Origin of the sequence: Roseospira marina, from assembly GCF_014197855.1 — a bacterium.
Lineage (GTDB): Bacteria > Pseudomonadota > Alphaproteobacteria > Rhodospirillales > Rhodospirillaceae > Rhodospira > Rhodospira marina.
Genome location: NZ_JACIGJ010000006.1, coordinates 208,202 through 227,234 on the forward strand (window position 1 = coordinate 208,202; position 19,033 = coordinate 227,234).

The following is a 19,033-nucleotide window of genomic DNA, read 5'->3' on the forward strand; positions in this document are numbered from 1 at the left end:
ATTTTGAAAATGCTGATTGGCGATCTGGCGCGGCTCTCGGGCTTGTCGAAGGACGGCATCCGCCATTACGAGGAAATGGGCATTGTTTACTCAGTACCGCGTGAGGCCGGCAGCCGGATCTACCGCGAGTACGACCCGACCAATCTCGACCGGATCGAGAAGGCTCGCCAAGCGCAGCAACTGGGCCTGACGCTGAAAGAAATCGGACCGTTGCTCGACGTCCACGAAAGCCGCGAAGTGACAGAGGCGGAGACCATCACATTTCTGGAAGAACGGCTTGCGGTCGTACAAGGGCGGATCGCAGAGCTGCGGCGCATGGAAAGATTTATCGAAGCGAAACTCTCGCGCCATCGCACCCTTGTGGAGAGTTCTATCGCCTCGACTGGATGAAGCCGTGGAAAGCCACCCGCCACCCGAGCCGGTTTCGTCTGGATTTATAGCCAGAGTCTAGACCGCGAAAGAGTTCGGCTACTTCCGCAAGAGGTACTCGACAATGGCCTGCCGGTCCTCAGCATCCGCCACTCTGAAGGTCATACGCGATCCAGGGACCATATCACGTGGGTTTGAGAGGAACGAATTGAGCGCTTCCTCGTCCCAGACTATTCCCGATTCCCGGAGCGCATCCGAATAGTTGGCGTCCTCCACAGCGCCGGCCCTGCGGCCCACTATTCCGGACAGATGTGGTCCCGCCCGGTTCTGGTCCGGTTCCATGCTGTGGCAACTCGCGCAGCGACGTTGGAATTGCTGTTCACCCGATGATTGCTGAGCGCGGGCGGAGATGGCCGTAGAGGAGCAAACGATGATCAATGCTCCGGCAACCTGTTGCACGCGCCTTGCCATTTTCGTCATCCGCAGTCCTTTGAGATTGTTTGTCGATCAACGATGCGCGTCATCGGATGTGGCCGAAACGCCTAGACCAACCCGGCCTTCGCCATGGGCAGACTCGTGATCCACTTGCCGGTTGCCGCTGCGACCGCGTTGGCAATAGCCGGCCCGATCGGAGGCGTTCCGGGCTCCCCCATGCCGGTCGGCGCTTCGTTCGAGGGGACGATATGCACCTCGATTTCCGGCATGTCGGAGATGCGCAGCGGCTCGTAGGTGTCGAAGTTTGTCTCTTCTACGACACCCTCGGCCAGGGTCACCTGATTGCGCAGGATCGCACCAAGGCCATAGCCGATACCGCCCTCGACCTGGGCGACGATATTGTCCGGATTGATCGGAACGCCGCAATCGACCGCAGCGGTGACCTTCTCGACCTTGATCGTCCCGTCATCGCGCAGGGAAATTTCGGCGACTTCGGCGACATAGGAGCCGAAGGATTTGTGCACAGCGACACCGCGATACCGGCCCTCCGGCAGTGGAGTATCCCACCCGGCTTTCTCGGCTGCCAGCCGTAGCACGTTCGCCTTGCGAGGATCGTCCTTGATCATCTCCAGCCGGAAAGCGACCGGATCCTTGCCGGTCTCAAGGGCAATGCGGTCCATCGTGACTTCCATGACATAGGCGGTGTGCGTGTGCCCGACCGAGCGCCACCACAGGACCGGAACCTGTGTCTCCTGGAAGGCCTGATTCACGCGCATCGCCGGGAAGGCATAGCTCGTGTCGTGTGCACCCTCGGTCATGCTCGGGTCTACGCCGTTAGGCATCATCACCGCCTCGTAGGCGCTGCCCTTGATGATCGACTTCGCCGCGATGGCGTATTTGAAGGCGGTCACACTGCCCTCGCCGTCGAGCCCGACTCTGACCTTGTGAGCTGACATCGGACGGTAGTAGCCGCCGGTGATGTCGTCCTCGCGCGTCCAGACCACCTTGACCGGCACCGGCGCCATGCCGGCGGTGAGCATCGCCTTGGCCACCTCGCAGATCTCGATCACCGGATGCCGATCCGGGGGTGAGCGCCGCCCAAAGGAACCGCCGGCCCATATCGTGTTGATGCTGACTTTGTCGAAACCGATCCCGAGGGATTCCGCGGCGCCGGCATGGTCTCCGGTCTGGCTCTGGCAGCCGTACCAGAATTCCGCCGTTTCCCCGTCGAAGAGCAGCACGATATCCAGGGGCTCCATCGGGCCGTGAGCCAGGAACGGGAAATCGAAATCGAGCTCGACGACTTTTTCCGCCTGCTCCATCGCAGCACCGGTATCGCCGACTTCGTGAACCATCACGCCGGGCTCCGCGGTCATGTCCCGCAGCTCAGCGATCATCGCATCGCTGGAGCGGACCTCTGCCGCGCTATCATCCCATTCGACCACAAGGGCTTCGCGCCCTTTGATCGCTGGCCATGTCGACCGGGCAAGCACTGCCACGCCGCTTGGAATCTGAAACACATCGACCACGCCGGGTACGTTCCTGGCTGCGGTGGCGTCGAAGGATGCAACCTTTCCGCCAAAGCGCGGCGGACGGGCGACCACGGCGACCAGCAGGCCTTCGGGCTGAAAGTCCATGGTGAAGGTATCGGGCGAGCCGGAGGATTTGTTCGCCACGTCGAGGCGCGGGAACGCCTTGCCAATATAGACCCATTGCTCCGGCGTCTTGAGAACCGGCTCTGCCGGCACATCTTCCTGTGCGGCGAGACCTGCAAGTTCGCCAAACCTGGCGGTATGGCCGGACGCATGGCTGACGACACCCTGCGAGACCGCAATCTCGCTTGCCGGAACGTCCCATTGCCTGGCCGCTGCGGCAACGAGCATGGCCTTTGCCGCGGCGCCAGCCTGCCGGTACTGCAGGAAGGAATTCGCCATCGCTGACGAACCGCCAGTTCCCTGAATCCCGTAGATCAGGTTCTTGTAGAGGTCCGGGTTCGACGGCGCGAATTCGACGCGCATCTGGTCGTGTGCGGCATCCAGCTCGTCGGCGATAAGCGTCGTCAACCCTGTCGCAGTGCCCTGGCCCTTGTCGAGATGCTTGGACAGGATCGTGACGCTGTTGTCCGGTCGGATGTGTAGGAAGGGCTGCTCGAACTCGGTTTCCGTGCCCTGCGCATAGGCTGCAGACGTCAGCCTCGTCGCCAGCAGCAATCCGCCCGCGGCTCCGGCCGAAAGTTTCAGGAATGTGCGGCGGTCCGGTCTCGTTAGTTCGCCCGGTATTCTCGACAGCGTTTGCATGGCTCAGCCCTCCAACATGTCGGCGGCGGTGTGGATCGCCTTGCGGATGCGGACGTAGGTGGCGCAGCGACAGACATTGCCGTCCATCGCCGCGTCGATGTCACCGTCGGTCGGCCTTGGCGTTTCGGACAGCAGCGCCACCGCCGACATGATCTGGCCCGATTGGCAGTAACCACACTGCGGAACCTCGAGAGAGGTCCATGCCGCCTTGACGGCCTCGGCGGCCCTACCTCCAACGCCTTCGATGGTGGTGATCTCGGCGCCTTCCAGATCGCCAACCATGGTCTGGCAGGAGCGGATCGGGACCCCGTCCCAATGGACGGTGCAGGCGCCGCAGGCCGCGATGCCGCAGCCGAACTTCGTTCCGGTCATTCCGAGCTCATCGCGCAGTGCCCAGAGCAATGGGCTTTCCGGGTCAGCTTCGAGCGTGCGCGGGTTTCCGTTGATCGTAAGCGAGACTGACATCACCGGGATCTCCTTGCTGGTTTCTAGCCTGGCGGGAACCGGTGGTGCCGGACCGCGGGTGAACATCGTCGGCGCGCTAGGCCTGCGAGGAGCGAGTGTCGCTCCAGTCGATGATCAGTTGGCGCTCTGAGAACAACCACACGCCATCCGTGCGGTGAAAGCTGTCGTAGTATCGGATGGACAACACCTTAAGCATCCTCTGGCCGTCCTCGTCATAGATGTGATGCGCCAGGCAATATGTCTCACCGAAGGCTTCGTCGCCGGAGACGGATATCGCCGATTGTCCCATGAAATGGGTGGTATGCTTGTATTGGGCGAGAAAGGGTCCCACCGAATTGCGCACTTCTTCGCGTCCGCGGCGCACGCCAACGGGATTCTGCCCCTCAGGTTCCCGGTCGTAGATCAGGATATTCCCATCCTCCTCCATCAAGGCCGCCTGCTCATCCGCCATACGCCGGTCGGCGAAATGGCCCCAGGCATCGATCAGCTTTCGGATTGCGATCCGGTCGGCGGCTTCGCCGGTCAGGGCGGTGTTCGCTATAGATGCGGAAAAGAGGCTATCGAGGGAGAGGTCGACGGCAGGTGTTTCCGCTTGCGCAAGCGATTGACCGGGGACCGAGGCCAATCCAACTGCCACCCCGCCGCCGATGGCGGAAGCTTTGGCGACAAGTTGTCGTCTGGTGATTGTCATTTGATTTCCCTCCAGAGGTGTTCGCCGCCGTTTCAGCGGTTCAGGTTTGCCATTTCGCTTTCGGCATAGCGGGTGCCGTCGATTTCGACGGATGCCAGCGCATCAATGATGGCGGCTAGTTCCGTCTCAGAGAGCTCCACCGCTGCCGCGTCGATGTTCTCTTCAAGGCGCGTTCGCTTCGTGGTGCCTGGGATCGGCACGATCCAGGGCCTTTGGGCCAGCACCCAGGCGATGGCGAGTTGCGCCGGAGTGATGCCCTTGGCGGCAGACAACGCTTTTACGCGTTCGACCACAGCCATGTTTCTGGCCACTGCGTCCTTCTGAAAGCGCGGCAGGAAGCTGCGGAAATCACCGTCATCAAAGGAGGTGTCGGTGGTGATGCTACCAGTCAGGAATCCGCGGCCAAGCGGGCTGTAGGCAACGAAGCCGATACCGAGTTCATCGAGCAGCGGAAAAATCTCTACCTCGGGCTCGCGCGCCCAAAGCGAGTATTCCGACTGCAGCGCCGTGATGGGGCAGACCGCATGGGCCTTGCGGATCGTTGCCGCACCGGCCTCGGACAGGCCGAAACAGCGAACCTTGCCCTCGGCAATCAGCTCGGCCACGGCACCGGCAACATCTTCGATCGGCACCTGCGGATCGACCCGGTGCTGATAATAGAGGTCGATATGGTCCGTTCTCAGCCGCCGCAGGGAGTCCTCAGCAGTCGCCTTGATTGCCTCCGGCCTGCTGTTAAGGCCGATGGGCGCCGGACCACCGGATGGGTCGAGTTCGAAACCGAACTTGGTGGCGATGACAACGCGTTCGCGTACGGGCTGCAGCGCCTCGCCGACAAGTTCCTCATTGATCTTTGGCCCATAGACCTGCGCGGTGTCGAACAGGGTGACGCCTATATCCACCGCTTCGCGCAAGAGAGCGATCATCTCCTCCCGGTCCCCTGCGCCGCCATAGACTGCATTGAGTCCCATGCAGCCGAAGCCGATCTCGGAAACCTCAAGCCCGGACGCACCCAATTTTCGTATCAACATGCCTGTTCTTTCATGGTGGGTCGCATTGACCACTCGTTGCGGTGAACTGTCCGCGGCCCGGGGTTTCAGGGACTACGGCCCCAGCCAGCGCTGGTTTCATCGGGTCGAGATAAGAGGATAGACTCCCAAAGGAAGACGGTGAATGCTTGTCAATCTGGATAACTTGCGCGATAGTCCTGAATATGCTTGATGACCCGCTTTCCGAAATCCTTGCTTTTGTTGGCGCGCGCTGCGAGGTGGCAGGCGGGTTTACGGCCGGCGGTCGCTGGGGCATTCGTTTTCCGCGTCCCGACGCCATCAAGTTTGGCGTTGTCGTAAACGGCGCATGCTGGATGCGAGTCGATGGTCTTGACACGTCGCAGCAATTGCAGGCGGGTGACGTCTTCTTCGTTAAGGGCGACCGTGCCTTCGACGTGTTAAGCGACCTCGATGCCGCTCCGCTGGATGCCAGGAAGGTCTTCCGCGAAGCACCAAACAACATGGCTTCCCTGGGTGACGGAGCGGACGTTCTTTACCTGGGCGGCCATGTCGAGCTCGACGAAACACGACGCAATCTGCTGCTCGATGAATTGCCGCCAATCATTCACGTCGCCAGCGACTCCGAGCAGGCAGCGGGGCTGCAGTGGCTCGCACGCGAAGTGGTGAGCGAGGTGCAGACGAAGAAAGTCGGCGCGGGTCTTTCGACCGCTTCTCTGGCGCAGTTACTGTTTGTCCGCGTGCTTCGCGCCCATCTGGAGGCTGGAGGGCAAGCGAATGTCGGCTGGCTGCGCGGGCTTGGCGACCCGCGAATTGCGCTGGTGATCGCGTTGATGCATTCCGAGCCGTCTAGGAACTGGCACCTTGATGAACTCGCGAAAACCACCGGCATGTCCCGCTCTGTGCTCGCCGCACGTTTCAAGGCGGTTTGTGGCGTACCGCCGCTGACGTATCTGACCGAGTGGCGCATGCGGCTGGCCGTGCGGGCGCTTGAGGAAGGAACCAAGCCGGTGTCGCAGATCGCAACGATGCTTGGCTACACCTCTGTCAGCGCATTCAGCAACGCGTTCAAACGCGTGACAGGTATCGCGCCGAAACGCTTCCAGTTCTCTTCAGGCAATGTCGATGGCTGAAAGGATACACCGGATTCAACGACCAGAATTCGTCAACGCGGTCTGCAAGCAATGCTGGCAGAAGTAGCCATGCGCCTCCGACCGGGCAACCATGATACCCGACCTGTATGACGAGCGTCTCATTGTGAATTATGGAAATATGCGCTGACTTGAGCCGAGTCCAAATTCAGGACTATCTCGCAAATTTTCAGGACTTTCAAATATTAAAAGTCCTATTTGTGCTCCTATCTACTAAGTCGCCAACAATACGCTGCGACATAAAAAGGATGCACTATGAACACTCTTCAATCCCCGATCCGGTCACCTTTCGGGGCAGCCAGCACGGCACGGGATGTCATCGAGGGAATCGACCTTTCAGGGAAAGTCGCCATCGTCACCGGTGGGTATTCCGGAATCGGTCTCGAGACCACAAAGGCTTTCGCGAACGCGGGGGCAACCGTGATTGTACCAGCGCGCAACGTTGAAAAGGCGGAGAAAGCCCTGAAGGGGATTGGTGGTGTCGAGATTGCGGCGCTCGATCTCATTGATCCCACCTCGATCGACACATTTGCCGAGCAGGTTCTCGCCGTCCATCACGCAATCCACCTGCTCGTCAACAATGCCGGCTATATCGGTTTGACGCTAGAGCATGATGCGCGCGGCTACGAAGCGCAGTTCGCCACCAATCATCTCGGTCATTTCCAGCTTACTGCCCGGCTCTGGTCGGCTCTGGTCAACGGGCATGCCCGTGTGGTCACGGTATCCTCGTGTGGTCATGCCGCCGGCGCCATCGATTTCGATGACATCAATTTCGAAACACGCGGCTACGATCCAATGGTTGCCTACGGTCAGTCCAAGAGCGCCAACGCACTGTTTTCGGTTTGGCTGGATCGACTGGGCCAGCCTCATGGAGTGCGGGCCTTCGCGCTGCATCCAGGCGGTATTGTCGAGTCTGGGTTTACCCGAGATATGCCGATCGAGGCCAGTATCGCCTCCGGCTATCGCGATGCCGATGGCAAGGCGATCATAGACCCCCAGAACAATAAGAAGACGCCGGAACAGGGAGCTGCAACGCAAGTGTGGTGCGCCACGAGCCCACTGCTCGATGGCATGGGTGGCGTCTACTGTGAGGACTGCAATATCGCACAAGCCGTACCGGCAGATTGCACCGAGCTTCTCGGTGTACGGCCGTGGGCAATCGATCCTTCGCTTGCTGAGCATTTGTGGAAAGTGAGTGAGGAAATGACGGGTGTCACGTTCTGACAGGGGCGGAGGACACCGAATGGAGCGATACCGAACCTGTCCGACATCGCCGCAAGGCGATAACGGAACTTCGACATCTGCGCTATTTCGTGACAGCAGCGGAACTCGGAAGTTTTCGCAAAGCTGGCATTGCGCTGGGGATTCAGGAATCTGCAATCAGTCGGCGGATCCGTGATCTCGAAGACCAACTCGGTGCCTCTCTGTTTCAACGTAGAAGCACAGGTGTCACCCTGACGCTAGCAGGGCAGCGTTTCTTGCGCCGTGCGCGAACAGCCCTAGAAAGCGTCCAGAATGGGGCGAAGGACGTCGCAGCACTCGGGCGGTTGGAAGACGCGGACACGGTGACGCTTGGTGGAGACGCAGCCGTGCAGATAGGTCAGGGTTTCGGCGTCATCGAGCCAGCGGCATTCCGGCATGAAGGCGTCGACCAGGCGGAGCACGCGGTCGGTGCGGTCAGCGAAACCGGTCAGGACCTCGTGCGGATCGACGCCCTTGGTCTCGCGGCCTTCATAGAGCCAGCTCTCGGCGCGCGCAGCGTCCTCGGCCGGCGGCAGATAGGTGAAGGTGAGGAAATAGCTCGACTCGAAATGCGTCCCTGCTTCCTCGAAGCTCGCTTTGCGTTCGGCATCGACCAAAGCGGATGCGGCGTCGGGAAAGCGAGTGTCAGGCCGGTGATGATAATGATGATAACGGCGATGATCTTGGCGACCGGCCCCTCGATGGATTCGAGGATCGACTGGAGCGGCGCCTCCCAGGGCATAGAGGAGCCGGAGGCGTGCGCGGCGGGCGCCGTCGTCATGGCAATGACCACGATCGACGCGGCGGTCACCAGTCTCTGGCGGGTTTTATGCAGAATCTGGTTCATGGGAGCTTTCCTTTGCGGTTGCTGTGGGAGGAGGTGTGTCCGGAGCCTCCATCGCTCTGACGACGCGATAGTCGCCTGCGGGGTCGAGTCCCTCGACGCGGGCGAGTTCCGAGAGACGGCGTGCGGAGCCGCGTCCGGACAGCACGGCCACGAGATCGATGGTTTCCGCGATCAGCGCGCGCGGGACGGTGACGACGGCTTCCTGGACGAGCTGCTCAAGACGGCGCAGCGCACCGAGCGCCGTGCCTGCGTGGATCGTGCCGACGCCGCCCGGATGGCCGGTTCCCCAGGCCTTGAGGAGATCGAGCGCCTCGCTGCCGCGAACCTCGCCGATGGGAATGCGGTCGGGCCGCAGGCGCAAAGAAGAGCGGACGAGATCGGAGAGTGAGGCGACGCCGTCCTTCGTTCGCATGGCGACGAGGTTCGGCGCGGCGCATTGCAACTCGCGCGTATCCTCGATGATGACGACGCGGTCGGCGGTCTTCGCGACCTCGGCCAGCAGCGCATTGGTGAGTGTGGTCTTCCCCGTCGATGTGCCGCCGGCGACGAGGATGTTTGCGCGCGCCGCGACCCCGGCCCGCAAGGCCGATGCCTGCTCGGCCGTCATGATGCTGGCGGCGACATAGTCATCGAGGGAGAACACGGCCACGGCGGGCTTGCGGATCGCGAAAGCCGGCGCCGCCACGACCGGCGGCAGAAGCCCCTCGAACCGCTCCCCCGTTCCGGGCAGTTCCGCCGAGACGCGCGGGCTTCCGGTATGGACCTCGGCACCCACATGGTGAGCGACCAGCCGGATGATGCGTTCACCGTCCTCCGGTGCCAGGCGCTCGCCCGTATCCGACAGACCTTCGGAGAGGCGGTCGATCCAGAGGCGCCCGTCCGGGTTCAGCATCACCTCGACGACGCCGCGGTCCTCAAGGAAGGCCGCGATGGCCGGACCGAGCGCGGTGCGCAGCATCCGCGCGCCTCGAGCGATCCCTTCCGAATTGTGATGTGAGGCTGCCATCCGATCCCCGATTCCAACGGGGACAAAAAGGCGATCCCCATGCGGGGATGAGTAAAAGATCCTGATTTATAGCTGATTCAACAAGTATTTAGCGTCGTAGTAGCGTGGCGTGCAAATACAGGAAAACGGCGGCGGTCGAAGCGTGAGCTTGCACGTGCCAGCGATCGTCTCCGATCTGCGAAGCGAGCTTTTAAATCAGCAACTGATCAGGTTCCGCTGCCCGATTCCTGCGTCTGCCCAACGTCTTCAGATATTTCCTGTCGAAGTTTCGGGCCCTTCGCGAGACGGCGGCCGAGCGCCGTGACGAATTGATCGTAGCGCTCCCCGGCCTTGGCGCGAGCTGCCTGAGCGGCAGGTTCCGGCAACGCCGGCGTGGTTGCGACCCAGTATTTGATGAACACGGCCAAGCTCTCGATGGCGATTCCCATATCACGTTCGAGCCGAGTCATGCGTCGGTCGATCTGATCGAGACGTTTGACGATGACCGCTTCGCGCCGCTCAGCGGCATCTGGCGACAGGAACGAGGCGATGGCGGCTTCAGCGATCATCGACTGCGGTTGATCGCGACGTGCGGCGTAATCCGCCAGCATCTCCATGATTGCGGGATCGAGATAGACGGAGATTTGCGCCTTTTTCTTGCGTGCGATCATCGCAATCACAGCTCCATGCCGTCATTCGGATCAAGCGAGACCTGCCGCGCCACCCCCTGCATAATCCCGGTCATGCGTCGATTGCGCGTTGCCGCGTCATCCACATCTTCGTCCCGGTCAGTATCCAGTTCGAAGGGATTCTCGATGGGCACCTTCTTTTCGACGGGCTTCACCCGGCTGAGTTCGGGTTGATGGCGGCGCTCGGAATCGGTTGGGTCCTCGTTGTCCTGGATCGCTGCCGCATCCTTCGGTTCGACCACTGCCGGATGCACCGGCAATGGCAGTGTGGTCCAGTCGTCGGGGCGGCCCTCCTTCGGCGCGGTGTGTGCCGGTGGTGGCAGGATGCGTTCATTGAAGCGGGCGTCCTCGTAGTAGCGGGCCTTCTTCGCCCGGATCGGCGGCGTGCCCGCGACCATGACGATCTCGTCGCTTGGCGGGAGCTGCATGATCTCGCCGGGGGTCAGCAGCGGCCGCGCGGTCTCCGAGCGTGAGACCATGAGATGTCCCAGCCAGGGGCTCAGCCTATGCCCGGCATAGTTCTTCATCGCCTTCATCTCGGTGGCCGTGCCGAGTGCATCGGAAACGCGTTTGGCGGTACGTTCGTCGTTGGTCGCGAAGCTGACGCGAACATGGCAATTGTCGAGGATCGAGTTGTTGGCGCCGTAGGCCTTCTCGATCTGGTTCAGCGATTGCGCGATCAGGAAGCTTTTCAGCCCATATCCGGCCATGAAGGCCAATGCGCTCTCGAAGAAGTCGAGCCGGCCGAGCGCCGGAAACTCGTCGAGCATCAGCAGCAGCCGGTGGCGGCCCGCTTTCGCCTGCAGTTCTTCTGTTAATCGACGGCCCACCTGATTGAGGATCAGGCGGATCAACGGCTTGGTGCGGTTGATGTCGGAAGGCGGGACGACGAGGTAGAGCGTGGTGGGGTGTTTCGCGCCCACCATGTCGCCGATGCGCCAGTCGCAGCGCCGTGTGACTTCGGCCACCACGGGATCGCGATAGAGGCCGAGGAACGACATGGCCGTGGAAAGCACGCCCGAGCGCTCGTTATCGGACTTGTTGAGCAGCTCGCGCGCGGCGCTGGCAATTACGGGATGCGGTCCCGCCTCCCCTAGATGCGCGGTTTTCATCATGGCGGCCAGCGTCGACTCGATCGGCCGCTTCGGATCAGAGAGAAAAGCTGCGACGCCGGCCAGCGTCTTGTCCACCTCCGCATAAAGGACGTGGAGGATCGCGCCGACCAGGAGGGCATGGGAGGTCTTTTCCCAGTGATTCCGCTTCTCGAGGCTGCCTTCGGGGTCGACCAGGATGTCGGCGATATTCTGGACGTCGCGCACTTCCCATTCGCCGCGCCGGACTTCGAGCAGCGGATTGTAGGCGGCGGATTTGGCGTTGGTCGGGTCGAACAGGAGCACGCGGCCGTGGCGCGATCTGAACCCGGCCGTGAGCTGCCAGTTCTCGCCCTTGATGTCGTGGACGATCGCCGATCCGGGCCAGGTCAGCAGCGAAGGCACGACGAGGCCCACGCCCTTGCCCGATCGGGTCGGGGCGAAACACAACACATGCTCCGGCCCGTCGTGGCGCAGATAGTCACGATCATATTGGCCGAGCACGACGCCGTCGGGATGCAGCAGCCCCGCCGACTTCACCTCCTGCGGCTCTGCCCACCGCGCCGAGCCATAGGTTTCCGCCTTCTTGGCTTCGCGTGCGCGCCAGACAGACATGCCGACCGCGACGGCGATCGCAATGAACCCGCCCGACGCGGCAATGAAGGCGCCACGGACGAAGATGTCGGGGGCGTAGGCGTCATAGGCGTACCACCACCAGAAGAAGGACGGCGGCAGATAGACCGGCCAGCCCAGCAGGATGAACCAGGGCGATCCAAGCTGCGCCTGAAACCCGAGCCTCCAGGCGACATATTCGGTGGCGCCCCAGGTGGTGAGAAGAACAATCAGGAAGACGGTGAGGATCTGCCCCCAGAGGATCTTGGTGCCGGACATGGGTGTTGCCTTTCTTGCGTGATGGATCAGAGACCGCGGCCGCGCTTGCGGCCGAAGCTCCAGTCGATGCCGCCATCGGTGCGGGCGACGCCGGAGATGTGTTTGCCGAGTTGCTTTTCGAGCGACGGTGTCCAGGGCACGAGTTGGAAGCCGAGGCCGTCATCGATCATGGCGAAGCGGCCAGAGGCGAGCGAGAAGCGCTGGCGATAGGAGCCAGCGACATAGTCGCCGCTTCCCGCGCGGTTGAAGCTCATGCCGGTCTCAGCGGCGAGCGTCTTGCCGAGTTGCTCCACCTCGCGGTTGCGCAGCCTGTCGATGAGATTGGTGGTGAACCGGATGCGTTGACCTGCCCGTTCGGCGAAGCCCTCATCGACAAGATGATCGGCGCGCCGGTCGAGGGCGTGGCGCACCTCGGCGCCGAAGCCGCCATCGGACAATGCCGCCGGTTCGCGGGCGACGTTCTGCCGGTCGAGCCAGGTTGCACCCGGCGCCGTCACCTGCCGTTCGATGTCGAGATCGGAGCGCACCGCGAGTGCGACACGCCGTTCTCCCTTCGCATTGTCGAACCGGCGCAACTCGACGATCGAGCCGGGCGACGAGTCCCCGGCTGCATCGAGGTCGGATAGTCTGATATGGTGTGTGCGCCCATCGACGCCGTCGACCACGGCATAGGCCGTGCCCTTCAACTCGTCGTCGAGGCCGCGGTCGACCAGCTTGCCGATGATCGGCGTGTCGAGGCTTTCGGAGGCCAGCACATAGCTCGCAGACCCACGGTCGATGCCGCGATCCGTCAGTGCCCGGTGCATGCGCTTGATGATGTCGCCGCGCTCGCCGAGCTCACGCAGGGTTGCCTCGGCCTTGCCATCGATCACCCATTGGCCGGGGCCGACCTCGGCCGCGAGACCGAGGGTCTCCAGCTTGCACAGACGGCCGACCTTGAGCGGCTGGTATTCGTCGGGCTGGCGATCGGGAACCGGCGCCATGTCGATCACCCCGACGGCGCGTTCATCGCGCAGGAGCTGGCGATCGAGCCGGGTCCAGCGCTCGGCCTCGACCTGCCGTTCCAGGTCGCGCCGGATGTCGAGATCGGTTCGGAGCCCGAGTTCCTGGGTGACGAGATCGGCGGCCCGCGCGCGCATCCCCTCCTTGATATAGTCGCGGGAGATGACAAGGTCCTGGCCGTCCTCCATCCGGCCGCGCAGAATGATATGCACATGGGGATTGTCGGTGTTCCAGTGATCGACCCCAACCCAGTCGAGCGGCGTGCCAAGATCTTTCTCCATCTGGCCCATCAGATCGCGCGAGAAGCCCTTGAGGTCGGCAAGGTCCGCTGCATCCTCGGGCGAGACGATGAACCGGAAATGATGTCGGTCATCGGCGCAGCGATCGGCAAAGGCGCCGGCATCCGCGTTCTCCGTCTCCGGCCCGAACAGCCGCGCCTTCTCCCCGTCCCGGGTCACGCCGTCGCGCCGCAAATAATCGAGATGCGCCGTGAGCGGCGCGGAGCGGCGGGTCTGGCGCACAACACGGGTTTTGATGACGACAACGCGCGATCGGCCAGTGAGCAGGCGGTTCGCCTGGATGCTCGCCGTTCGCCCGCGGCCGAAGCGCGAGCGGTTGCCAGGACTGATCCGGCCCGAGCGGGAGACGTTGCCGCCAGCCTTGCGCGCCGCTGCCAAGGCCTGTGCGATAAAGGGTTTTGCCCGCTGCGTACTGGACGAACGGGGGCGGCCCGGACGGATGCGGAATTCGCGCTCGTCAGTCATGGCGAAAACCCGCAATGTGTACAAATTTCAACGAAAACAGAAAGATAAGCCGTTCGGACACATTGCTGCAGTCCTGCGCAATGTGCCGGAGGCAGCGAAAAACCCAGGAAAAACAACCGACCGTCCGAGGCGCAATGTGCGCCCTTTTATCTCGCCATCGGTCGGTTGTGGTTGGCCAGCAGCCGGTCGCGCAGCTCGTCGGTCAAGAGGATCATGCCACCCTCCTGTCGCAAGCAGGTTCGACCCGGTTTGTCTGATCGGCATCGTCCGGGGCGAAGGCCAGCAGCCAGTCGGCGGCCTTGCTCGCCTGGCTGGCGGCGCGGACGATGGCGCGATTGTCCTCGCGCAGCACCTCGAGCCAGGAGCCGATGTAATCCGCATGCCGGACGGTCGGCGTAATGCCGAGCGAGGCGCAGCAAAAGGCGGCGTTGATCTCGGCGATCAGCTCCTCGAACGCGTATTTCTTGGAACCGAATGAGCCGGAGAAATCGCGGTTGAGCCGATGGGGAGCGCCGCTGGCGTGGCCAAGCTCGTGCAGCGCGGTGCGGTGCCAATTGATCGGCTCGAAATAGGCCTGCGGCGGCGGCACCTGCACATAGTCATGGGCCGGCACGTAGAAGGCCCGGTTGCCGCCAATGCGGAAGTCGATCCCCGTTGCCGCGATTAGCGCCTCGACGCGCGGTTCGATCAATCCGGCCGGCACTGGCGGCGCGGCGGTTGCCACGTCCTCGGGCAGGTTCTCGCACTGGTCGGTGTTGAAGACGGTGAAGCGCTTCAGGAACGGGATCGCCTGGGCATCCTTGCCGGTCTCGCGCGCGCGGCGCTTCTCATCCTCGGGCACGAAGCGGTCGGCATAGACGACTGTGGTTCCGCTTTCGCCCTTGCGGACATTGCCGCCGAGCGACAGCGCCTGGCGGAAGGTCAGCCAGCTCTGGCCGGAAAAGCTGCGCTCGATGACGGCGCCCCAGAGCAGCAGCACGTTGATCCCGGAATAGGTCCGGCCGGTCGAGGCATTCTGCGGCATGGACAGCGGCGCCTTCGCGGCGGCGGTGCCCCAGGGCTGGACCCATGGGACCCGGCTGGCCTCCAACTCGGCGATGATCTTGTCGGTGATTTCGGAATAGAGATTGGTCCGGTCGCCCCTGGCGCCGGATTTGCGGTTCAGTCTGGACATCGCGGTTCTCCACGACGGGCGCCGGAGGCCTCTCCTCCAGCCCTCAACCCGTCACGGCAATCCCGTCCGCACTCTCACTCTCAAAGGGGGCGTTGCGGGGGAATCCCCCGCTCGAAGGGGTCGGACGAGACTACGGGCTCGACCGCAGGGGAAGGCTTTCCCCTCCCGGGCTTTCCACGTTGCGGTCCATACGCTTCCAATCAGCGGCGCGGTGGCTTCCAAACAGCCGAGTCAACAACGTCGTTGGTCTTTTCCTCTACTGCTCCACGTGATACAAAACCTCTCACCATGACTGTTGAAGTGCGAGAATATGTATCCATGCCTCAGGTCCGGTCCCAGCGCGCGATAGCCCATGACCTCCTAGCGACTCGTGGGATTATGCGACTTGCGGAACTCAGAGAAGCCGGTGTCACCGCCGCAACCGTCAGCCGCATGGAAAAGGATGGCGAGGTGATCCGCCTGGCGCGTGGGCTGTACCAGCTTCCTGATGCAGAGCTCGACGCAAACCACAGCCTTGCCGAGGCGGCCAAGCGTTTCCCCAAGGGCGTGATCTGCCTCGCCTCGGCACTCGCCTTTCATGGCCTCACGGATCAGCTTCCCAAGAAGGTGTGGATGGCGATCGGCCGGAACGACTGGACGCCGAAGCCAAGCGACATGCCGATCCGTGTGCTGCGTTTCTCGGACGATCTGCTCGCCGACAGCGTCGAAACCCACGTGATCGAAGGCGTATCGGTAAAGGTGTTCGGCGTGGCAAAGACCGTCGCGGATTGCTTCCGGCATCGCGGCAAGATCGGTCTGCCCGTCGCGCTCGAAGGTCTGCAGGAGGCTCTGCGCCAACGAAAGGCCACGCCGGCAGAGATCGCGAGGGCGGCGGATACAGGCGGGGTCGGCACGGTCATCCGCCCCTATCTGGAGGCGCTGACCGCCAATGGCTAAGGAGATCAAGAATATTGGCGCCTCAGTGCGCGCCCGGCTCCTCAACCTCTCCAAGGCGAACGGACAGAGCTTCGATCTGGTGCTCACGCGCTTCGCGCTGGAGCGCCTTCTGTTCCGGCTCAGCCAGTCACCCCATGCCGACCGCTTCGTGCTGAAAGGCGCGATGTTGATGATGAGCTGGTTCGACGATCCGCACCGCGGGACGCGCGATCTTGATCTTCTTGGTTTCGGTGACCCGAGCGGAGACGCGATGCTGGCCACATTCCGGGATATCCTGTCTCAGGATGTCGAAGACGGCGTCGTGTTCGATACGGATACGCTGCGTGTCGACCGCATTCGCGAGGAACTCGACTATGGCGGTCTCCGGCTGCGTGCGATCGCTTCGGTCGGCGGCGCCCGGATCAATCTGACGATCGATATCGGCTTCGGCGATGCGCTGGAGCCCGGGGCGGAAGTCATCGACTACCCGGTCATGCTCGATCTCCCCGCGCCGAGATTGCGCGCCTATTCGCGGGAGACGGTCATTGCCGAGAAGTTCCAGGCGATGGTGGCGCTGGGCCGCGCCAACAGCCGTATGAAGGACTTCTACGACATCTGGATTCTCAGCCGGTCGTTCAGCTTCGATGATGACAGGCTTGCGCAGGCGATCGCCGCGACTTTCGCAAGGCGCGAAACCACGGTTCCGACCGAGTTGCCCGATGCGCTCACGCCGGCTTTCGCCGCAGACGAACAGAAACAGCAGCAGTGGCGCGCCTTTGTCGAGGATGTTGCGGTTGAACCAGGGCCTCTTGCGCTGGTTCTCGAAGAACTCGCTGGCTTTTTGATGCCACGGGCCAGACGAGCTAATGAATTGGATCAATAGTAGTAGAGTGGAAGGTTGCACTGAGGAAAACATTCAGGGGCAAAAGCATTTATGGGGGGCTTATGCTAAATCGCGGATCGGAGTGGCGCAGGTGGGAGCCACATATCCATGCACCTGGCACGGTGATGAACAATCAGTTCAGCGGGCCGAACGCATGGGACGACTATCTCAAGGCGCTTGAACAGGCGACGCCAATCATCGAGGCGATTGCTGTCACTGACTACTACGTTACCGACACTTATCGGGAAGTCCTGCGACACCGGGATGCGGGCAGACTCCCGAACACAGCCCTCATCTTTCCGAACGTGGAGGTAAGGCTCGACGTTGCGACTTCGAAAGGAGGCTTCGTCAATCTGCACCTGTTCGTCAGCCCCGAAGATCCCCAGCACATCGAAGAGTTGCAACGGCTATTGTCGCGTCTGCAGTTCAACGCGATGCAGGATCGGTTCGACTGCACGCGCGCCGACCTGATCAGGCTGGGTAAGAAAGCGGATCCGAACATTACCGACGATGGAGCCGCACTCGCCTATGGCGCTAGCCAGTTCAAGGTCAATTTCCAGCAGCTTCGGGAAGTGTATGCGGAGAGCGGCTGGGCGAAGAAGAACATTCTGATCGGCGTGGCGGGTGGGGCGAACGATGGAACATCGGGCGTTCGAGAGGCGGCCGATCAAACCATCCGACGTGAGATCGAAGGCTTTGCCCATGTGATATTCGCCAGCAGCGAAGCGCAGCGGGAATTCTGGCTAGGCCGCAAACCTTCAATGTCGGCCGATGAAATTCGTAAAGTGTACGGTGGCTTGAAGCCGTGCCTGCATGGAAGCGACGCACATGACCTCGAGAGTGTTGCTTCTCCGTTCGGGGACCGCTTCTCCTGGATCAAGGGTGGGCTTGAATTCGACGCGCTGCGGCAAGCATGTATCGACCCGGGCGACCGGGCGCATGTCGGGAGCGAGCCGCCAGCGTCGGCAACGCCTTCGCAGGTGATTGCCGGGATCGAGGTTCTCGATGCGCCATGGATGAAGACGTCGACCATACCGCTCAATCCGGGCCTGGTGGCGATCATCGGGGCCCGCGGTTCCGGCAAGACGGCGCTGGCAGACATGATCGCAGCGGGCTGCGACTCGATCCCTGACGATGCCTGGAAAGCAGACGAATGGGCAAACCCCTCCTTCCTCGTTCGCGCTCGCCCACTTGTGGGTGACGCAAAGGTAAGGGTGAAGTGGGCGGCTGGAGAACCCGAAACACGCGCTCTTAATGGCTCGGACGCCAACGGGCCGTTCAGCTATGAACGCGTGCGATATCTGTCTCAGCAGTTTGTCGAGGAGCTTTGCTCGTCAAGTGGCCTGGCTATCGCGGAGGAGCGCGGCTTCCGCGATGAACTGAACATCTCGGTACTCGCAAAGATCATGCTCGCGGAACGCTTCGCCCCTGAGCTCTACGACGCGATGGCGCGCGGTTCCGCGAACACCGGAGCGTCGGAGGAACTCGCGGCGCTCGAAGCCGTGGTCGCGGCCCCTCCCTCCGGCTTGGAGACGAAGTCGGCGGACGGGAAAACGACTGGTCCGTCCACGGAGACTTCGTTGCCCGATTGGCCAAACATCGAATGGGCGAAGCAGTGGGCGGCCATTGATCCGCCGCTCGCCGAAAACGATCTTAGACCATACGTCTTCGTAACCCGAGACAGGCGAAGCGTTTTTGGCGCGGTCACATCCCTGGGCGAACTGGACGAACTCGTCGCCAAGCTTCAGGGCTCGCCGCTACAGGTGAAGCAGGCTGCGGCGGAAGTTGCTCGGCTTCAGTCGATTGAAGCGGAACAGGTCTTCGATGCGCTGCGCGCCAAAGTGCGAGATGCAGAGGACTTGGCCCAGGAGCCCGCGGGCGTGAAGGGGCTGGCCGAGATGGCGCGTCAGCATCCCTTCCTTCAGAGGCCGTTGCTTTCTTTCGTGCAGGATCTTCCCGTCTCCAAACTCGGCCCTTGGACTGTCAGCGGCTGGGCGTCAGTCTTCAGCGAAATCGACGTAGGTTCGGACTTTGCGACGACGCTCAAGGGATGGGCCGATCAGGACGATAACAAGCCGCTAAAGGCTGCAGCGAGCGCGGCGATGAAACTCTCCAGCAAGCGGAAGCGTAGCTGATGG

At 62.3% G+C, this 19,033-nt stretch carries 17 protein-coding genes and 2 pseudogenes; 7 read left to right on the forward strand and 12 right to left on the reverse strand.

What is annotated here, in order from left to right; all coding sequences use genetic code 11:
- The first annotated feature begins 9 nt into the window (after positions 1-9).
- Positions 10-390: a MerR family transcriptional regulator gene (locus GGD82_RS10340; protein WP_150061456.1), complete on the forward strand. Its 381-nt coding sequence runs from the start codon at positions 10-12 to the stop codon at positions 388-390.
- Positions 391-468: 78 nt separating this feature from the next.
- Here the strand turns inward: GGD82_RS10340 and GGD82_RS21575 are convergent, their stop codons facing one another.
- From GGD82_RS21575 to GGD82_RS10365, 5 genes are all read right to left on the reverse strand, one after another.
- The gene (locus tag GGD82_RS21575) at positions 469-849 is read right to left on the reverse strand and encodes a c-type cytochrome (RefSeq protein WP_211364715.1); all 381 of its coding nucleotides are present in this window, start codon (positions 847-849) and stop codon (positions 469-471) included.
- Positions 850-911: 62 nt separating this feature from the next.
- Complete coding sequence (locus tag GGD82_RS10350; protein ID WP_150061455.1) at positions 912-3,101, reverse strand: xanthine dehydrogenase family protein molybdopterin-binding subunit; 2,190 nt, start codon at positions 3,099-3,101, stop codon at positions 912-914.
- 3 nt (positions 3,102-3,104) lie between these two features.
- Positions 3,105-3,566 carry a (2Fe-2S)-binding protein gene (locus GGD82_RS10355; RefSeq protein ID WP_150061624.1) on the reverse strand — a complete coding sequence of 154 codons (462 nt, stop codon included), beginning with the start codon at positions 3,564-3,566 and terminating at the stop codon, positions 3,105-3,107.
- A 76-nt stretch (positions 3,567-3,642) separates the two neighbouring features.
- Positions 3,643-4,257: a nuclear transport factor 2 family protein gene (locus tag GGD82_RS10360; RefSeq protein ID WP_150061623.1), complete on the reverse strand. Its 615-nt coding sequence runs from the start codon at positions 4,255-4,257 to the stop codon at positions 3,643-3,645.
- Between the two features lie 32 nt (positions 4,258-4,289).
- Positions 4,290-5,285 carry an aldo/keto reductase gene (locus tag GGD82_RS10365; protein ID WP_150061454.1) on the reverse strand — a complete coding sequence of 332 codons (996 nt, stop codon included), beginning with the start codon at positions 5,283-5,285 and terminating at the stop codon, positions 4,290-4,292.
- A 182-nt stretch (positions 5,286-5,467) separates the two neighbouring features.
- On the opposite strand from GGD82_RS10365, the gene GGD82_RS10370 reads away from it, so the two are divergent.
- The 3 genes and pseudogenes from GGD82_RS10370 to GGD82_RS21715 form a co-directional block, all read left to right on the forward strand.
- Positions 5,468-6,394 (forward strand): AraC family transcriptional regulator, encoded by a 927-nt coding sequence (locus GGD82_RS10370; protein ID WP_150061453.1) that lies wholly within the window; start codon positions 5,468-5,470, stop codon positions 6,392-6,394.
- A 273-nt stretch (positions 6,395-6,667) separates the two neighbouring features.
- Positions 6,668-7,636 (forward strand): oxidoreductase, encoded by a 969-nt coding sequence (locus GGD82_RS10375; RefSeq protein WP_150061452.1) that lies wholly within the window; start codon positions 6,668-6,670, stop codon positions 7,634-7,636.
- 77 nt (positions 7,637-7,713) lie between these two features.
- Positions 7,714-7,872 (forward strand): annotated as a pseudogene (locus tag GGD82_RS21715) (helix-turn-helix domain-containing protein); the annotation flags it as partial.
- A 39-nt stretch (positions 7,873-7,911) separates the two neighbouring features.
- Here GGD82_RS21715 and GGD82_RS10385 read toward each other — a convergent pair.
- The 7 genes and pseudogenes from GGD82_RS10385 to GGD82_RS10415 all read right to left on the reverse strand — a co-directional run bounded on the left by GGD82_RS10385 (position 7,912) and on the right by GGD82_RS10415 (position 15,097).
- The gene (locus GGD82_RS10385) at positions 7,912-8,271 is read right to left on the reverse strand and encodes a hypothetical protein (protein ID WP_425468505.1); all 360 of its coding nucleotides are present in this window, start codon (positions 8,269-8,271) and stop codon (positions 7,912-7,914) included.
- A 77-nt stretch (positions 8,272-8,348) separates the two neighbouring features.
- A pseudogene (locus GGD82_RS10390) lies at positions 8,349-8,501 on the reverse strand (TrbC/VirB2 family protein); the annotation flags it as partial.
- Positions 8,482-9,459 (reverse strand): P-type conjugative transfer ATPase TrbB, encoded by a 978-nt coding sequence (trbB, locus tag GGD82_RS10395; protein WP_425468501.1) that lies wholly within the window; start codon positions 9,457-9,459, stop codon positions 8,482-8,484. The gene trbB and the pseudogene GGD82_RS10390, both read right to left, overlap by 20 nt.
- Positions 9,460-9,713: 254 nt before the next feature.
- Positions 9,714-10,157 (reverse strand): CopG family transcriptional regulator, encoded by a 444-nt coding sequence (locus GGD82_RS10400; protein ID WP_150061450.1) that lies wholly within the window; start codon positions 10,155-10,157, stop codon positions 9,714-9,716.
- A gap of 5 nt (positions 10,158-10,162) precedes the next feature.
- Positions 10,163-12,157, reverse strand: a complete 1,995-nt coding sequence (locus GGD82_RS10405) for a conjugal transfer protein TraG (protein ID WP_150061449.1) — start codon at positions 12,155-12,157, stop codon at positions 10,163-10,165.
- Between the two features lie 26 nt (positions 12,158-12,183).
- Positions 12,184-13,923 (reverse strand): relaxase/mobilization nuclease domain-containing protein, encoded by a 1,740-nt coding sequence (locus GGD82_RS10410; protein WP_150061448.1) that lies wholly within the window; start codon positions 13,921-13,923, stop codon positions 12,184-12,186.
- Positions 13,924-14,134: 211 nt separating this feature from the next.
- Entirely contained in the window at positions 14,135-15,097 is a 963-nt protein-coding gene (locus tag GGD82_RS10415) for an ArdC family protein (protein WP_150061447.1), read from the reverse strand.
- A gap of 378 nt (positions 15,098-15,475) precedes the next feature.
- On the opposite strand from GGD82_RS10415, the gene GGD82_RS10420 reads away from it, so the two are divergent.
- The 3 genes from GGD82_RS10420 (at position 15,476) to GGD82_RS20820 (ending at position 19,030) form a co-directional block, all read left to right on the forward strand.
- Complete coding sequence (locus tag GGD82_RS10420; protein ID WP_211364714.1) at positions 15,476-16,033, forward strand: type IV toxin-antitoxin system AbiEi family antitoxin domain-containing protein; 558 nt, start codon at positions 15,476-15,478, stop codon at positions 16,031-16,033.
- Complete coding sequence (locus tag GGD82_RS10425) at positions 16,026-16,895, forward strand: nucleotidyl transferase AbiEii/AbiGii toxin family protein (RefSeq protein ID WP_150061446.1); 870 nt, start codon at positions 16,026-16,028, stop codon at positions 16,893-16,895. The genes GGD82_RS10420 and GGD82_RS10425 overlap by 8 nt, the downstream gene beginning before the upstream one ends.
- A gap of 125 nt (positions 16,896-17,020) precedes the next feature.
- Positions 17,021-19,030: a hypothetical protein gene (locus GGD82_RS20820; RefSeq protein ID WP_211364713.1), complete on the forward strand. Its 2,010-nt coding sequence runs from the start codon at positions 17,021-17,023 to the stop codon at positions 19,028-19,030.
- The last annotated feature ends 3 nt before the right edge of the window (positions 19,031-19,033 follow it).

What these genes read in the sequence shown, in the direction of transcription:
- GGD82_RS10340 (WP_150061456.1), top strand. Translation starts at nt 10, where the DNA reads ATGCTGATTGGCGATCTGGCGCGGCTCTCGGGCTTGTCGAAGGACGGC.
- GGD82_RS21575 (WP_211364715.1), bottom strand. Translation starts at nt 849, where the DNA reads ATGACGAAAATGGCAAGGCGCGTGCAACAGGTTGCCGGAGCATTGATC.
- GGD82_RS10350 (WP_150061455.1), bottom strand. Translation starts at nt 3,101, where the DNA reads ATGCAAACGCTGTCGAGAATACCGGGCGAACTAACGAGACCGGACCGC.
- GGD82_RS10355 (WP_150061624.1), bottom strand. Translation starts at nt 3,566, where the DNA reads ATGTCAGTCTCGCTTACGATCAACGGAAACCCGCGCACGCTCGAAGCT.
- GGD82_RS10360 (WP_150061623.1), bottom strand. Translation starts at nt 4,257, where the DNA reads ATGACAATCACCAGACGACAACTTGTCGCCAAAGCTTCCGCCATCGGC.
- GGD82_RS10365 (WP_150061454.1), bottom strand. Translation starts at nt 5,285, where the DNA reads ATGTTGATACGAAAATTGGGTGCGTCCGGGCTTGAGGTTTCCGAGATC.
- GGD82_RS10370 (WP_150061453.1), top strand. Translation starts at nt 5,468, where the DNA reads ATGCTTGATGACCCGCTTTCCGAAATCCTTGCTTTTGTTGGCGCGCGC.
- GGD82_RS10375 (WP_150061452.1), top strand. Translation starts at nt 6,668, where the DNA reads ATGAACACTCTTCAATCCCCGATCCGGTCACCTTTCGGGGCAGCCAGC.
- trbB (WP_425468501.1), bottom strand. Translation starts at nt 9,459, where the DNA reads ATGCTGCGCACCGCGCTCGGTCCGGCCATCGCGGCCTTCCTTGAGGAC.
- GGD82_RS10400 (WP_150061450.1), bottom strand. Translation starts at nt 10,157, where the DNA reads ATGATCGCACGCAAGAAAAAGGCGCAAATCTCCGTCTATCTCGATCCC.
- GGD82_RS10405 (WP_150061449.1), bottom strand. Translation starts at nt 12,157, where the DNA reads ATGTCCGGCACCAAGATCCTCTGGGGGCAGATCCTCACCGTCTTCCTG.
- GGD82_RS10410 (WP_150061448.1), bottom strand. Translation starts at nt 13,923, where the DNA reads ATGACTGACGAGCGCGAATTCCGCATCCGTCCGGGCCGCCCCCGTTCG.
- GGD82_RS10415 (WP_150061447.1), bottom strand. Translation starts at nt 15,097, where the DNA reads ATGTCCAGACTGAACCGCAAATCCGGCGCCAGGGGCGACCGGACCAAT.
- GGD82_RS10420 (WP_211364714.1), top strand. Translation starts at nt 15,476, where the DNA reads ATGCGACTTGCGGAACTCAGAGAAGCCGGTGTCACCGCCGCAACCGTC.
- GGD82_RS10425 (WP_150061446.1), top strand. Translation starts at nt 16,026, where the DNA reads ATGGCTAAGGAGATCAAGAATATTGGCGCCTCAGTGCGCGCCCGGCTC.
- GGD82_RS20820 (WP_211364713.1), top strand. Translation starts at nt 17,021, where the DNA reads ATGAACAATCAGTTCAGCGGGCCGAACGCATGGGACGACTATCTCAAG.